The organism is Streptomyces sp. NPDC046379 (assembly GCF_055587785.1).
Map to the genome: position 1 here is coordinate 189,286 of NZ_JBVJFP010000005.1, position 14,852 is coordinate 204,137.

General features: G+C 73.6%; 14 protein-coding genes and 1 pseudogene. 6 read left to right on the forward strand and 9 right to left on the reverse strand.

The annotated features are described in order from the left end of the window. Positions 1–28: 28 nt before the first annotated feature. Positions 29–1,294, reverse strand: a complete 1,266-nt coding sequence (locus ACZ6KF_RS11710) for an MFS transporter (RefSeq protein ID WP_469157692.1) — start codon at positions 1,292–1,294, stop codon at positions 29–31. A gap of 267 nt (positions 1,295–1,561) precedes the next feature. Between ACZ6KF_RS11710 and ACZ6KF_RS11715 the strand changes: the two genes are divergently transcribed. Continuing rightward, positions 1,562–2,068: a MarR family winged helix-turn-helix transcriptional regulator gene (locus tag ACZ6KF_RS11715; RefSeq protein ID WP_469238317.1), complete on the forward strand. Its 507-nt coding sequence runs from the start codon at positions 1,562–1,564 to the stop codon at positions 2,066–2,068. 29 nt (positions 2,069–2,097) lie between these two features. Continuing rightward, positions 2,098–2,559 (forward strand): MarR family transcriptional regulator, encoded by a 462-nt coding sequence (locus ACZ6KF_RS11720; protein WP_469238432.1) that lies wholly within the window; start codon positions 2,098–2,100, stop codon positions 2,557–2,559. Positions 2,560–2,672: 113 nt separating this feature from the next. Here ACZ6KF_RS11720 and ACZ6KF_RS11725 read toward each other — a convergent pair whose 3' ends face one another. From ACZ6KF_RS11725 to ACZ6KF_RS11735, 3 genes and pseudogenes are all read right to left on the reverse strand, one after another. Next, complete coding sequence (locus ACZ6KF_RS11725) at positions 2,673–3,062, reverse strand: VOC family protein (protein ID WP_356628122.1); 390 nt, start codon at positions 3,060–3,062, stop codon at positions 2,673–2,675. Then, positions 3,059–3,352 (reverse strand): ArsR/SmtB family transcription factor, encoded by a 294-nt coding sequence (locus tag ACZ6KF_RS11730; RefSeq protein ID WP_469174821.1) that lies wholly within the window; start codon positions 3,350–3,352, stop codon positions 3,059–3,061. Before ACZ6KF_RS11730 ends, ACZ6KF_RS11725 begins: the two co-directional genes overlap by 4 nt. A gap of 165 nt (positions 3,353–3,517) precedes the next feature. Then, positions 3,518–4,247 (reverse strand): annotated as a pseudogene (locus ACZ6KF_RS11735) (vWA domain-containing protein); the annotation flags it as partial. 132 nt (positions 4,248–4,379) lie between these two features. Between ACZ6KF_RS11735 and ACZ6KF_RS11740 the strand changes: the two are divergent. From ACZ6KF_RS11740 to ACZ6KF_RS11750, 3 genes are all read left to right on the forward strand, one after another. Then, entirely contained in the window at positions 4,380–4,988 is a 609-nt protein-coding gene (locus ACZ6KF_RS11740) for a hypothetical protein (RefSeq protein WP_469157690.1), read from the forward strand. A gap of 319 nt (positions 4,989–5,307) precedes the next feature. Continuing rightward, on the forward strand, positions 5,308–5,727 hold the full coding sequence (locus ACZ6KF_RS11745) for a beta-ketoacyl synthase N-terminal-like domain-containing protein (RefSeq protein ID WP_469238319.1): 420 nt from the start codon (positions 5,308–5,310) through the stop codon (positions 5,725–5,727). Positions 5,728–5,895: 168 nt separating this feature from the next. Next, a complete protein-coding gene (locus tag ACZ6KF_RS11750; RefSeq protein WP_469238321.1) occupies positions 5,896–6,432 on the forward strand; it encodes a zinc-binding dehydrogenase in 537 nt (178 codons plus the stop codon). A gap of 123 nt (positions 6,433–6,555) precedes the next feature. Here ACZ6KF_RS11750 and ACZ6KF_RS11755 read toward each other — a convergent pair whose 3' ends face one another. From ACZ6KF_RS11755 to ACZ6KF_RS11770, 4 genes are all read right to left on the reverse strand, one after another. Next, on the reverse strand, positions 6,556–7,164 hold the full coding sequence (locus tag ACZ6KF_RS11755; RefSeq protein WP_469238323.1) for a superoxide dismutase family protein: 609 nt from the start codon (positions 7,162–7,164) through the stop codon (positions 6,556–6,558). A gap of 327 nt (positions 7,165–7,491) precedes the next feature. Then, the gene (locus ACZ6KF_RS11760; protein WP_356628117.1) at positions 7,492–8,130 is read right to left on the reverse strand and encodes a hypothetical protein; all 639 of its coding nucleotides are present in this window, start codon (positions 8,128–8,130) and stop codon (positions 7,492–7,494) included. Between the two features lie 276 nt (positions 8,131–8,406). Beyond that, positions 8,407–9,978, reverse strand: coding sequence for a PQQ-dependent sugar dehydrogenase (locus ACZ6KF_RS11765; protein ID WP_356628116.1), 1,572 nt, complete (start codon positions 9,976–9,978; stop codon positions 8,407–8,409). Between the two features lie 249 nt (positions 9,979–10,227). Next, the gene (locus ACZ6KF_RS11770; RefSeq protein WP_469238325.1) at positions 10,228–11,028 is read right to left on the reverse strand and encodes an NAD(P)H-dependent oxidoreductase; all 801 of its coding nucleotides are present in this window, start codon (positions 11,026–11,028) and stop codon (positions 10,228–10,230) included. Positions 11,029–11,126: 98 nt separating this feature from the next. Between ACZ6KF_RS11770 and ACZ6KF_RS11775 the strand changes: the two genes are divergently transcribed. Then, complete coding sequence (locus ACZ6KF_RS11775) at positions 11,127–12,053, forward strand: helix-turn-helix domain-containing protein (protein WP_469238327.1); 927 nt, start codon at positions 11,127–11,129, stop codon at positions 12,051–12,053. 18 nt (positions 12,054–12,071) lie between these two features. Here ACZ6KF_RS11775 and ACZ6KF_RS11780 read toward each other — a convergent pair whose 3' ends face one another. Continuing rightward, positions 12,072–14,852 (reverse strand): molybdopterin-dependent oxidoreductase, encoded by a 2,781-nt coding sequence (locus ACZ6KF_RS11780; protein WP_469238329.1) that lies wholly within the window; start codon positions 14,850–14,852, stop codon positions 12,072–12,074.

Genomic DNA, 14,852 nt, shown 5'->3' on the forward strand with positions numbered 1-14,852 from the left:
TCCGCCGCTTCCCGAACCGCCTCGCGGATCAGGCCTTCGAGCCCTCCCCGACCTCCGGGGCGGGCACGGACACGGAACCGGGGCTCCCGGACGCCGTGCCGCCCGCCCGCCGCAGCCCGACGCTCACCGTGAGCGCCGTGACCGCGGAGACCAGGGCGAGCCCCGCCCCGACGACGAGCGTTCCGGTACCGGCGTCCCCGAACGCGCCGACGGCCCAGGCGCCGAGGCCGGTGCCGGCGTACATGGTCGAGGTGAGCCAGGCGCTGGACGTCGCCCGCAGGTCGGGTGCGGCGGTGCCCGCGAGCGTCTGCTGGTCGATGACGAACCCGCCGCTCGCGACGAACCACAGGGTCACGCCCACCAGCGCGAGCACGATGCCGGGCCCGGCCGCCGAGAGGGCGACGCCCGCGGCGAGCAGCAGGCCCCAGACGGGCAGCAGCGGCAGATGGTCGCGCCCGGCGGCCCTGGCCCGGTCGCCCAGCCGCCCGCCCAGCAGCGACCCGGCGACGCTGCCCGCGCCGACGAGGACCCCCACGAGACCGAGCGCCGACACCGACAGGTCGAACCGGTCCACGAACACGACGCCGAGGAACGTGTACGCCCCCAGGTTGGCGGCGTGGAACACCGTGTTCACGGCGAGCGCCCTGCGCAGCGCCGGATGGCCCCAGGCGGCGAGCACGGCCCCGATCGCTCCCCGGCCGGCCGCGGGGGCGCCGGCGGCCTCGGGCGCGGGCGCGCCCTGGACCTGCCTGAGCAGCAGCGGCACGGCCGCCGCGGTGCCGACGGCCAGGGCGAGGAACGCCGAACGCCAGCCCGCCGCTCCGGCCATCAGACCGCCCAGCGGCACGCCGATCACCTGCCCGCAGGAGAACAGCGCCATCCCCAGCCCGAGCGCCCGCCCCCGCACCCGCTCGGGTGCGGTCTCCGCGATGTGCGCCCAGATCGCCGGACCCGCCGCGGCGGCGGCCAGCCCGGCCAGCGCCCGCGACACGATCAGCAGCCACAGCGAGGTGGAGACGGCGGCGGCGGCGTTGGACGCCAGGAACAGCGCGGTGCCCGCGAGCAGCGTGCGCCGCCGCCCGAAACGGTCGCTGAGCAGCCCGAGGAAGGGTGCGGTCACCGCGTAGACCAGGACGTACGCGGTGACGCTCTGCGCCGCCGCCGACTCCGAGACGTCGATGTCGTCGGCGATGGTCGGCAGCAGCGGCGAGACGAGGAAGGTCTCCGTCCCGAACAGGAACAGGAGCAGGAAGACGCCCGCGTAGCGCCACGGGTTGAACGCTTGCGAACTCAAGAAGGACCACTGCCTTTCGAGGAACCGGGGAACCCCTCCTCGCCCGGAGCGGCAAGGAGGGGAGGGGAGGACGACGGGCGACCTCGAGGAACGCCGGTCCGCCCGTCCGGCCATCGTCGTGCCGGGGAGGGAAGGCAGCCAGGGAGGCGTTGCTCCTGTTACCCGGACTCACAGGCACCGGTCTCGCAGCCGTCTGGCAGCGGGGCAGCGGGCGCCGGGCTCGAAAAATAGTAGCCATGGCTACAGTAGCCATGTACGGTATTCGTCATGAGCAAGGGTTCACCGGGCCCCACGCCCGGCTTCCTGGTGTGGCGGCTCGCCAACAAGTGGCGGGTCGCGGTCGACCGCGCGGTGGCGCCGCTGGGCCTCACCCACGCGCAGTACGCCCTGGTCGCGTCGCTGTACGGCATGCAGCGCACCGGCGAGCGGCCCAGCCAGCGCCGGCTCGCCGACCACACCGGCCTGGAGGCCCTCTACGTCTCGAAGCTGGCGCGCGCTCTGGAGTCGGCCGGCCTGATCGAGCGCACCCGCGATCCCCGCGACCCGCGCGCCGTCCAGCTCGCCCTCACCGAACAGGGCCGGGCCGTCACCCGGCAGGCCATCGAGGTCGTCCAGGAACTGCTCCGGCAACTGATGGAACCGCTCGGCGGCCTCGACGCACCGCGGGCGCGCGCGTTCGCCGAGGAGCTGACGACCCTGCTCGACGCACCTCTCGCTCCACCCGTACCGCACGACGAGAGCACTCACGAGAGCACTCAGGGGACACCACCATGACCACTGCCCCGTCCACCGCTGCCACTGCCATGTCCACCGGTTCCGCCGCGTCCATCGCCGCGCCGGCCGCCGACTCCCGTGCCCTGGGCCTCGCCCACTACGCCGCCCGCAGCGTCCTGGAACACGTCCTCGCCCGGCACGGCGTCACGTTCCAGCAGCAGATCACCCTGCGCGCCGCCCTCACCGCCGACGCCCCGCAGACCCCGGACGAACTGGTCGCCCGGGTCCGGCACTCCCTCAAGGCCGATCCGGCCGGCCTCCGCGCCACCGTGGACGAACTGGTGGCCGGTCGGCTGCTCGACGCGGACGACGGCCGCCTGCGCCCCACGGAAGCGGGCCGGGCCCTCCTGGCCGCCGTCGGCGCGGAGACCGCCCCGGTCACGGCACGGATCTGGGGCGGCATCCCGGAGGAGGACCTGGCCGCCGCGGGTCGCGTCCTCGCCCTGGTCACCGAGCGCGCCAATGCCGAACTGGCGGCCCTGACGGCCTGACCGTACGCGTGGGGGGAGGCGCCTCGCCCGACCGGCGCCTCCCCCTCGCGCAGCGTCGTCACCCGGCGAGCCGACCGCCGGGCGCACGCGCCGCCGGTGACTTTCCCCGTTGGCTACGCGCTGTGCGCGATCTGGATCAGATTGCCGCAGGTGTCGTCCAGCACGGCGGTGGTGACCGACCCCATGTCCAGCGGTTCCTGGGTGAACACCACGCCCAGCTCGCGCAGCCGCTCGAACTCCGCGTGCACGTCGTCCACGGCGAACGCGGCGGCGGGGATGCCGTCCTCGACCAGCGCCGTCCGGTACGGCCGCACCGCGGGGTGGCCGGAGGGTTCCAGCAGCAGCTCGGTCCCGTCGGGCTCCTCCGGCGAGACCACGGTCAGCCAGCGGTCCTCGCCGCCCATGGGGACGTCGTGCTTCTTCACGAAGCCCAGCACGTCCGTGTAGAAGCGCAGGGCCTTCTCCTGGTCGTCGACGAACACGCTGGTCAGATGAATTCTCACGGGGTGCTCTCCGGTGCGTCGGGCCTGAGCCATCGCGTGACGATGCGCTCGAGGGGTTCGGTGTTGAGATCGTGGAACTTGTAGCGGCCCTGGCGCCGCGACCGGACCAGATCCGCTGACTCGAGTACGGCGAGGTGCTGGCTGACCGCCTGCCGGGACAGCCCCAGCCCGTGCTTGGTCGCCAGCCGCGCGCATATCTCGAACAGCGTCTGACCGTCCCGTTCCACCAGCTCGTCGAGGATGCGCCGACGGGTCGGGTCGGCCAGCGCCTTGAACACATCATCCGCCATGACCCCACCATAGGCAAGTGATGACTTGCCTATCAACGGACGCAGAGATGCGCAGGCGGTCCGTCCGCGTCCCGCACGCGCACCGCGCCCTGCTGACGGAACGCTCTCCGGGCGGCCGCCGGCCTCCGCGGTGCTGGAGTTCCGGTCGCTCCGCCGTCCGCCTCGGCCGACGGCCACCACGCGCGCCCAGGGCGGCGGCGCGTCCGGGACGTGGTCGGGATCCGTCTCGTCCACACCGCGCGCCGGTCGTGGGAAGAGGCCGACGACCGTGCGGCAGGGCGGCTGTGCGGAGGGCCGCGGTGTCCGGCCGTCCGCCAGGGCGACGATCGCGTCCGGGCGGGGCCTCGAGTGCAGCGCCCGTTCGAAGCCGGAGCGCAGGTCCGTTCCCCCCGCCGCCGATCAGCTCGATGCTCTCGGCACGGCAGAGCGGCACGGCGACACCGGCCGCCGCGTCGCACGAGACGACGGACACCAGAACGCGCCGTCCGCCCACGGCCCGCGAGATCGCCGCCACCCCAGCAGCGCGCTCCCCAGCTCGGCGTCGCTCACCGACCCGGACGTGTCGATCACCACGCACACCCGCGGAGGCATGCGTCGCAGGCTCGGCAGCAGCCCCCGGGGACGGCGGCCGAGCGGCGGGACGGACGCCGGTGGGTGTGGCCTCTCCCGTTCCCGGCGCGCCCGCCGCCGAACGCACCGCCGCGCCCAGCAACTGCCGCCACGGCTGGGGCGGATGGAACGCCTCGTCCGCCCACCGCCGCCACCCCTCCGGAGCCTCGGCGGGCCGCCCCCTGATCCCCTCGGCGGCCCGGAACCGTACCGCGTCCCGCTGCTGCCTGCTCGGCCCGTGCGCCCCGTCGGGCCCCGGCTCCCACGGCCGCGCCCGATCGGCCCCCCGCACGCGCCGGAGGCGGACCCCGGGAGTCTTTTGTGTGAGAAGTGAACCAAGCGCCCATTGCGCTCGTGTTAACTGAACACCCCGACCGGGCCGGTGCCGCAGAGACCGGCGAAAGGAGCAGAGCGTCCCTTGCCCACTGACCACGCCTGTCACGCGGCAGCAGAGCAGGCCGCGTACTGCCTCACCCCCGTCCGCTCGGTGCTCGTGCCGGTCGAGGAGGCGGAGTCGCCGCCCGCCGAGGTGATGCCCGTCGTCCTGCGGAACTACCTCGGCGCGAACGCCCGGCCGCCCGCCCCCCGAACCGCGACCGCCCGGCGCCCGGTGCAGGTGGGCGTCGCGACGGGCGCCGTCGCCGTGCAGATGTGCCTGGACGGCCTCTGCGCCGAGATCACCGGGTCGATGGCGGCATGGCACGCGGATCTGGGCCGCAGGCTCCAGGAGTTGCTGGTCGATCCGCGCTCGTCCGGGCGCCCGACCGACCTGTGGCAGGCTCTCGCGGATCTCCAGCGGCGGGCGCACGACGCCCTGGTGGCGGTGACCGACGGTCAGCGCGGATCGGCCGGACCCCGGCTGCTCGTGGCCCGGTTCGCCCTGCTCGAGGACGCCGTCGCGGGCGCCCTGCGGCGGATGACCGTACCGGCCGAGACGGCCACCGCGTGCGCGGGCGGGCTGTGCGCCTCGACGGGCTCGCTGTTCGGCCTTGCCCTGCCCCACGGCAACGGCGAAGGCGGCGTGTAGCGGCGAGCGCCGCCACCTAGGGGCGTACGCGCTTCCCCCGTACCCTCGCCTTCGCCCCGTCCTGCACAGGCCGCCGACGTCTGGTCGGCCGGTCCCGACCGGCCGACCAGACGTCGGCGACCGTGCCGACGATCCTGCGAACCGATGATCCTCCCGGGCCCGCCCCGAGCGGCTGATTCGGGTGCGTGGGGGCGTTGGCCGTCCTCCAGCGCACTCCCGTCCATGACCCGTGCGCTCTGCGATGGGCCCTTCCTCCTGCCGAAACCGTAGAGAGCGGGTGCCCCGCAACGGTCGGAAGGGCGGCGGCGGATCGGCGGCCATGAACCTGCCGCGCCGCGCCTCCCTCATGGTGAAGGGCGGACAGCGCATGCGAGAACACTCCGGGATCAAGGAGCCCGGGTCGGGTCGGGACGAGCCGGTCGCGGTCGTCGGAGCCGCGTGCCGGTTCCCCGGCGAGGTCAGGTCCCTGGCCTCGTTGTGGCGGTTGCTGATGGCCCGCCGGGACACGGTGCGCGAGGTACCCCCCGAGCGGTGGGAGCAGGCCGAACTGGCCGGTCTGCCCGCCCAGGTGGCGGCCCGGCTGCGCCACGGCTGCTTCCTGGACGACGACGTCTACGCCTACGATCCGGAGTTCTTCGGCATCAACGCGCAGGAGGCGCCGTGGGTGGACCCGGAGATCACTACGCCCTTCGGATCAACAACCTCCTCGGCGTCGAAGTGGGCGCCGGCAGCGCTCTGATGGACGTCTTCACCCGCAATCCCGCCGTCGTCCACACCGTCCTGACCAGCCTGGCGCCGGCTCGACGTCTACATCTCCGGGCGCACCGGCGTCGCCGCCGTCCGGGTCTCCTACTCCACGGCGTACGGCACCCTCCTCAGTACGGCAGGACTGCGCCCCGGGCAGACCGTGCTGATCACCGGCGCCTCCAGCGGAGTCGGCACGGCGGCCCTCCAGGCCGCCCGACGCGCCGGCGCCGTCCCGATCGCCACCACCCGCGGCGAGGACAAGCACAAAGGGCTGCTCGCTCTCGGCGCGGAACAGGTGATCGTCACCGGAGCGGAGGACGTGGTGCGGGAGACCCGGCGGCTGACCGGCGGACGCGGCGCCGACGTGATCCTCGACGCCGTCGGAGGCCCCGGTTTCCGCCCGCTCGGCGAGGCCGTCGCACCCGGCGCGACCATGGTCCTGTACGGCCGGCTCGACCCTGACCCCGCCCACATGCCGGTCAACTGGCCGATCACCGTGCACGGCTACGCGGGCCCGGAGGTCGGCAGAACCTTGGAGAGGCGCCGGGAGGCCGCCCACTACATCGACTCGGGGCTCGCCGACGGCAGTCTGCGACCGGTTATCGCCAAGGTGTTCGACGGCCTGGACGCGATCGGGGACGCACACCGGCCGATGGAGTCCAACCGGCACACGGGAAAGGTCGTCCTACGGGTGTGAGGGCGGACGCGGGCGCGGGGCCGTCGGCATCCGGCCGGTCGCAGGACCGCCGTCCGCCGAGAAGCGACCGTGCGGGTCGCAGCCGCTCGTCGAGGACTACGACCCGCACGGTCACCGCAGTTCTCAGACGAAGTCGACGTTCAGGCAGGCCAGGCGGGCGCCCGCGGTGCCGGCGTGCCCGTCGTGGGTGGCGGTGGCCATCTCGTGGATCACGACCGAACGCGCGCCGCCGTCGCGGAAGCGCCAGTCGTTCCGGGACGTGGCGTGTGCGGCGCCGCGGTGGTCGGTCTCGAAGTCGAGCCAGACCTCGTTGCGCGGGTTGGCATAGCGGGAGTCGACCGACGGCGTGACGGGGTCGACCTGGTCCTGGTAATGCGGGCCCGCGTCGGCCGGCAGCTTCCCGCAGGGCTTGGTGTGCACATGGGCGCCGTACACGCGGTCGGCGACCATGCCCTTCACGAACAGGTGTATGCGGGTCGAGCCGTCGGGACCGGCCCACTCCACTACGGCGGCCCGTGCGCCCTCGGGTGCCAGCGTGGTGTTGTAGGTGACCGCCGTCGCGCCGTCCGCCTGGCTCGCGGGAGCGAACTTCCCGTGGGCCACGGCGAGTCGGGGCGGCTCGGGGTGCCCGGTGGCGGCGGAGGCGGAGGCGGTGGCGGTGGCAGCGCCGAGTGCGGTGACCAGCGTGGCGGCGGTGGCGGCTAAGAGGACGTAGCGCGGGACTCGGCGCATGCGGCTCTCCAGTTCGGTGACGCGGACACCGTGTCCGCGGGGTCGGAAACGGAGCGGAGCGGGCCGCGGGCCCCGGCCGGTCGCACCGGCCCGGCCCCGGTCGGCCGACCCCGCTGAGCCGACCCTACCGAGGCGTCGACGGACGTACATGACCTACGGTCGACATGCGCCGTAATTTCGGGGGAGATACGGTGGAGGCCAACTCGACAAGCCGGCAAGGGCAGTTGACACCCGCCCGGTCAGGTGCGGCGTCCGCGGCACCGGTCGGCCGATCGGCCGCTGCGCCTCCAGGCACCGCCCCGGATCCCCTCCACCGCGCCCCTCAGCTCACTTCTCCAAGTCCCCCCGCATCTCCACGAACAGCTTCCCGGCCTCCGCCAGAGTGCTGTCCTGGAACAGCGCGACGGCCGCCGTGCCCTCGTCGGCCCAGCCGCAGATGACGTTGCCGTCCTCGCTCAGCGAGGCCAGCAGGCACTCCACCGAGCCGCCGAGCGGTCCCGGCTCCACCGGCTGCGCCTCGGGGTTGCCCAGCTCCGGGTCCCACTGGATGTACTCGAGCATGCCCCGGAACAGGTGCTCACGGCGCTTGTTGGTGTCCTCGGGGACATGGTCGACGCCCTCGAACAGCACCGGTCGGCCCTGCCCGGCCGGGTCGCCGTAGTTGCCGGTGACCAGCGTCATGCCCTCCCGCATCTCGCCCGGGTCGACCGGGACGTCCGTGAGGGCCTCGTCGCCCGTCAGCTTCTCCAGGCCGCCCGCGGTCGGGGCGTCCACCAGGGTGCGCGGGCCGCTGTGGTCCGCCGAGGGCGTCGCCGACGCCGGCTCGGAGGCCTGCCCGCTCGGAGAGGCGACGGGGTAGGCCGTGTCCTCCGCCCGGCAGCCGCTGACCGTCAGTACCGTCAGCACCGCCAGCGCCGCGACGGCCGTCAGGCCCGGTCTCGTTCTCCCGGCAGATGCGCGCTTCATCGAATCCCCCCGCTTGCTTCACTCACTGTGTCCTTGGCCGCCCGGTTGCGGCGACCATGATCAGTGACGAGCCGTCCGGCCGATTGGTTCCGGCCACTCGGGGATCTTTTTTCGGGCCGCGTGCTCTCCACGCCGCCCGTTCCGTGCGACCGACCACCGGCCCTCACGCCGCCGGACCCCGGCCTGCAGGCGGCCCGACCTTGCGGGAGCGCTCCCACGACGCGAAGCGCTCCCGTTCGGTCGTTCTTCCGAGCAGGGGGGTGGCCGGCCGGCGGATCAGCGTCCGACGGCGCAGGCGTCCCCGTTGAGCATGAACCGTGCCGGTGCCGAGGCGTCACCGGTGTGGTTGGCGAGGTACCCGAGGGTCACGCTCGCTCCCGGGGCGATCGTGGTGTTGTGCGAGGAGTTCATCGCCCTGACCGTGTTGCTCAGCTGGGTGAGGTCCGTGTTCCAGTCCGAGACGACGGTCTGGCCCGTGGCCAGCGTGAAGTTGAGCGTCCACCCGTCCACCGGGGCGGTGCCCGTGTTGGTGACCGTCAGATCCACGGTCGTACCCGTGCCCCACGACTTCACGGTGCGGTCGACGCGGCAGGTGGGCTCTTGGCGCTCGAACGACACCTTGTGCAGACCGCCGGGCAGGTCGTTGACGACGTAGAACTCGCCCTCGGCCGTGGTGCCGATGGCCGTCACCTGCGTCGGCATCTGGCCGATCTCCGCCGTCTCGTAACCGCCGCTGCCGTTCGGGCGCAGCGCCCAGATGGTGGAGGAGCAGTAGTCGGTGGCGATGTACGTGCCGCCGACCAGGTCGGCGTACTGCCGGCCCCGGTAGACCTGGCCGCCGATCACCGAGCAGCCGCCCGTGTAGGGGGAGTACGTGAAGACCGGCTTGGTGTAGACCTCACCGGGCACGCAGTGGCCGCCCTCGAACTTCTCCAGGCCCTCGTAGCAGGACCAGCCGAGGTTCAACCCGCCCCGTCCGGCCGGGATGTGGTCGATCTCCTCCCAGCGGCCCTGGCCGACGTCGCCGATCCACATGGAGCCGTCGACGCTGTCGAACGAGAACCGCCACGGGTTGCGCAGACCGTAGTGCCAGATCTCCGGGCGGGCGCCGGCCCGGCCGACGAAGGGGTTGTCCGCGGGGACGCAGTACGCCAGCGTGCCGCAGGTGCGGCTGACGTCGATGCGGATGATCTTCCCCAGCAGGGTGTCCAGCCGCTGACCGGCGCGCAGCGGGTCGGCGGAGCCGCCGCCGTCGCCGATGCTCAGGTACAGCTTCCCGTCGGGGCCGAAGGCGAGCTGACCGCCGTTGTGGTTGTTGAACTCGGCGTGCTCGTGGGAGAGCAGCACCTCGAGGCGGGACTCGTCGAGCCGGTAGCGGGCGATGGTGACCGCTCCGTCGGGCAGCGCCGTGTACGCCAGGTACAGGTCCTGGCTCTGGGCGAAGTCGCGCGGAACGGCGAGGCTGAGCAGACCGCGTTCGTTGCCCGACTCGTCGACGGACGAGGTGATGTCCACGAGCGGGGTGCCGGCGAGCCCGGTGTTCGGGTGATAGACGCGGATGGTGCCGGACTTCTCGGTGATGAACAGGCGGCCGGTGCCGTCGTTGGCCGCGACGACGGACGTGGGCCGTCGGAGGCCGAAGGCGACCTGGGTGGTGGTCGCGTGCAGCGACGGCATCGGCACGGCGGCGGCGGCGGTGTTCGCCGCCGCCTTCCGGGGCGCGGTGGTTTCGGCCGCGGCGGACGGGGCCGTCTCGTCGGGCTGGGCCGCGGTCGCGGCGGGCAGCGGAGCGAGTACGGAAAGGAGGAGGGACAGCAGGAGGGGTGCGGTCCAACGGCGTCTTAACATGTCGGCGGCTCCAAGTGCGAGGAGACTTGCACGGGGGTGGCGCATTCATGGACACAAGCGCGCGACCGGGCCCCCCGGCTCACCGGCCTTGCCGGTCGCGAGGGGGGCCGCGGGAGTGGAACGTGCGCTTTCCGGGACGGTATCGGTTTCCCCCTCCGTCACACCAGATCCATATCGCGACTTCCGTTCAGCCTTGGACTTGTCGTGGCAACGGTGCCCGACTCCCGGGCCGCGACCGGCTCGACGCCGTCAGCCGCTCCCGGCCGGCCGCACGTGCAGCCCGAGTCCGCTCGTCCCCGGAGACTCCACGCCCGGCAGCAGGCGCATGTCGTGGTCGTAGTCGCCGCCGGTGAGCGACCGGTAGGGGACCGGTCGCTCCGTGAAGAGGCCGTCCAGCCGACGCGCGTACGCCGCCTGCGCCGCCGCATACCGCTCCTGCGGCAACTCGTTCGTCCCGTGGACCGCGAACGGTTCGAGCGGGGTCATGCCGGTGAACCAGAACAGCCCGTGCTGCACCGGGTGCAGGACGTCCGCGAGACTTCCGTGGATCCCCCGGTCGGAGAACGCCGTCTCCCGGGCGCCGACGGTGACCGACACCAGCGCCCTCCGCCCCGCCAGCGCGCTGTCGCCGTACGGCGGCGGGACCTCGGGGCCGTAGGCGAAACCGCTGGTGAACACCCGGTCGATCCAGCCCTTGAGCATCGCGGGCACGGAGAACCACCACATCGGGAACTGCAGGATCACCGCGTCCGACCAGCGCACCTTCTCCTGCTCCGCCGCGATGTCCGGCGCCAGCCGCCCCGCCAGCGTGGCCCGTTCCGAGGCGGCCATCACATGCAGCCGCCGGTCGGGGGCGTGCTCCGGGAAGTCGTCGGCGTCCACGGTCGCCTTCCACTTCATCGCGTACAGATCGGACACCCGCACCTCGTGCCCCGCCGCGCGCAGGTGCCCGACCGCGAAGGAGGCGAGGGCGGCGTTGAGGGAACGGGGCTCGGGGTGGGCGCTGACGACGAGGATCTTCTTCCGCTCGCGCGGCGTGACTTCGTTCATGCGGTTACGTTCTCCCGGACCCGGCCAGGCAGCCAGCACCCTGTCGAACCGGAGGAACGCCGATCCTGGTACTGCCGGGGCCACGCATACTTGACCGCATGAACGGGGTGGAACACACCGCACGCGCGGACGAGTCGGACTCCCGCGCAGGCACGGTCGGGGAACTCGACGGCATCGGCGACCCCCGCCGGGCACTCGGCGGCTTTCTGCGCGCACGGCGAGGGCGGGTCACACCGGAGCGCGTCGGGCTCGCCGGCGGCCGCCGGCGGCGTGTGCACGGGCTGCGCCGCGAGGAACTGGCCCAACTGGCCGGTATCAGCGTGGACTACTACGTACGCCTGGAGCAGGGCCGCGCCACCCAGCCGTCCCCCGAGGTGCTCGACGCCCTGGCCGGGGCGCTCGGCCTCGACACGGCGGAGCGAGCACACCTGGCCACCCTGGCGGGCGCGCGGGACGCCCCCGCGCCCCGGGCGCGGGTCAGCCGCCCGCTGCGGCGGATCCTCGACGCCATGACCGGCCTGCCGGCCTTCGCGACCAACCACCGCCTGGACGTGGTGGCCTGGAACCCTTTGGGCGCCGAACTCGTCGGGGGCGTCGGGGACCCGGCCCGCCGCGACCCGAACAACGCCCGGTACATCTTCCTGGACCCCGCCGCCCGGGACGTCCACCCCGATTGGGAGGCCCGGGCGGCGGAAGTCGTGGGCCAGCTGCGGGTGTCCGCGGGCCGTTACCCGGACGACGCCGAACTGACCGCCCTCGTCACCGAACTCTCCGCCCGCAGCGCCGAGTTCCGGCGGATCTGGGCCACCGGCGAGGTCGTGATGTGCGCGGCGGGCCGCAAGCGGCTGCGGCACCCGGTGGCCGGCCTGCTCACCCTCGACTACGAGACGCTGCACGTCCCGGCGGCCCCCGGCGAACCGGGCCTGGTGGTCCATGTGTTCAGCGCCGAGGAGACCGGCCGGGAGGCCGAGGCCCTCCATCGTCTCGCGCAGGCCTGCGACGGAACTGCCGGGACGGCGCGCTGAACCCCGTACCCGTGCCGCTCAGGCTCCGCTCGTCCGGATGCGATCTCGCCGATCCGCCGAGTCCAGTGCTCGCCACACCGTGTCGGGACGCAGCGGAAGGGACGTGAAGCGGATGCCGGTCGCGTCGCGCACGGCGTTGGCCAGGGCCGGGGCGACGGGGGTGAACGGCAGCTCGCTCATCGGCTTCGGCGCTGCCCGGGACGGGTCCTCGGGCGGGACGAAGTGCACCTCGGGCGGCGGTACTTCGCCGTAATGGGGGATGAGGTACGTACGCAGGTCGGGCGTGCGGCAGTGGCCCGCGGAGTCGGTGGAGAGGATTTCCCGGAGGGTGGTGCCGACGCCCTGGGCGACGGCGCCTTCGACCTGCCCCCGGCACTGATCAGGGTCCAGCACCGCGCCGGCGTCGGCGACGTGCACGCTGTCGAGGACCCGGACCAGGCCGGTGACTCGGTCGACTTCGACGCGGAACCACTGGGCGCTGAACGCGAGTGACGCGACGGTGTCGTCCGCGCGGGCGGTGGCCTCCGCGCGGAGCGGGAGTCCCGCCGAGCGGGCGTGGTCGTACAGCGCGCCGAGGGGGACGGGGAAGCCGTCGCAGTCGACGGCCTCGGGTCCCGGACGGCACGCGTCGGCGCCGGTGGCGGTGCGGGCCGCCGCCAGCGCCGTGAGGCGTTCGGCGAGCGACCGACAGGCCAGGGTCACCGCGCGACCGGTGAGGACGACGCCCGTCGAACCGAAGCCGCCGCTGTGGTGGTCGAGCAGGTCGGTGTCGGCACGGCCCGGATGGACCCGGTCCGGTGTGGTCCCGAGGATCCGGGCGGCGATGCGACGCAGGATCGTGCCGGTACCGCTGCCGAACTCCGGAAGCCCGGTGTCGAGTTCGTAGTGGCCGTCGGCGCGCAGGGCGACGGCCGCCCGGGCGATGTGCCCGTCGGCGGGGACCGTGTGCTGGGCGGCGACGGCCATGCCCTCACCGATGAGGCGCTGCCCGGCGGCGGGCAGGGGGAGGGCGCGCACACGGCGGGCCCGCGCCTGGCCGAGGATGCGCAGACAGCGGCCCAGGCCGGAGTCCATGACCGGGTGTCGGCCGGCGGTGCCGGGAAAGGGCGCCGGCTCGCCGGGACGCAGACAGACGCGCTCGCGCAGCGTCAGGGGATCGAGGCCGAGGCGACGGCCGAGGTCGTCGAGGGCGGATTCGACCGCGAAGACGAGCTGGCCGACCCCGTAGCCGCGGAAGGCGCCCGCGGGAACGTTGTGGGTGTGCACGCAGTAGCCGTCCACGGCGATGTTCGGGCAGCGGTACAAAGCGGTGGCCTCGGTGCAGGCGACGGTGAGGACGGAGGGACCGTGGTCGCCGTACGCGCCGGTGTCGGCGACGACGTGCAGCTTCATCGTCGTGAGCGTGCCGTCGCGGCGTGCGCCGAGGGTGACCCGTACGTGGAAGGGGTGGCGGGTGGTGGTGGCGGTGAGTTCGTCGGCGCGGGAGTTCTCCAGCTGCACGGGGCGCCCCGTGCGCAGGGCGGCCAGCAGTGTGATGTCCTCGGTCTGCAGGTCCTGGCCCCGTCCGAAGGAGCCGCCGAGGCGTCCTGTGGTCACGCGGAGTCGGCCGGGGTCGAGTCCGAAGACCTCGCACAGACGGCGGCGCACCAGGTGCGGGGCCTGGGTGGCGCAGTGCAGGCGGAGGCGGCCGTCCGGGCCGGTCCAGGCCCGGCTCGCATGGCATTCCATGGCGCAGTGCTGCACCCGCTGGGTGTGGAAGACGGCTTCGTGGACGACGTCCGCCTCGGCCAGGCCCCGGTCGGGGTCGCCGAGGGCTTCGTGGAACTCGGCGGCGACGTTGCCGTGCCGGTGGACGCGTACGGCGTCCGACCGGAGGGCCTCGTCGGGGTCGGTGACGGCCGGCAGCACGCGGTAGGTCACACGGACCAGCCGGGCGGCCCGCCGTGCGGTGGCCGCGCTCTCGGCGACGACGGCGGCGACGCGCTGCCCGACGTGGCGCACGACGTCGTCCAGGACACGGGTGTCGGCGGGGTCGTCGTCGGTGCGCTCGTGCAGGGCCGTCGAGAAGCGGGTGCCGGGGGCGTCGTGGTGGGTCAGCACGGCGTGGACGCCGGGCACGCCCAGCGCGGCCCTGGTGTCGATCTCCACGATCCGGGCGTGCCGGTGCGGGGAGCGCACCAGCACGATGTGCAGCAGGCCGGACGGCTCCGGGTCGTCCAGTGTGAACCGCGCGGCGCCGGTGACGACGTCGTACGCGGTCCGGTCCGCGGTGTCGGACGCGGGGGCGGCGACGGCTTCCTGCCGGACGTGCGCGGCCCGTACCGCGTCGCCGATGGGCCGGTAGCCGGTGCACCGGCACAGGTTGCCCTTCAGCGCCTGCGGGAGATCGGCGAGCTGGTCCGGCGTCAGGGCGGCGGCGGTCATGACGAAACCGGGCGTGCAGTAGCCGCACTGGAACGCCCGCGTCCGTGCGAACGCCTCCTGCACGGGGTGTGGCCCGTCGCCCGCCGCCAGCCCTTCCACGGTCGTGACGTCGCACCCGTCGACCCGGTGGGCCGGGTACAGGCAGCTGTGCACGGCCACGCCGTCGACGTGCACGGTGCACGCGCCGCAGTCACCGGTGTCGCACCCCTTCTTGACCCCTGTACGGCCCATGTCCCGCAGATACGTGCGCAGGCACTGCCCTGGCCCCGGCGGCCGCCGGCCGGTCTGGCCGTCGACGCGTACGGAGAAGGAGGGAAAGGGGGAGAAGGACGAGAAGGACGAGAAGGACGAGAAGGACGAGAAGGGGAAGGACAT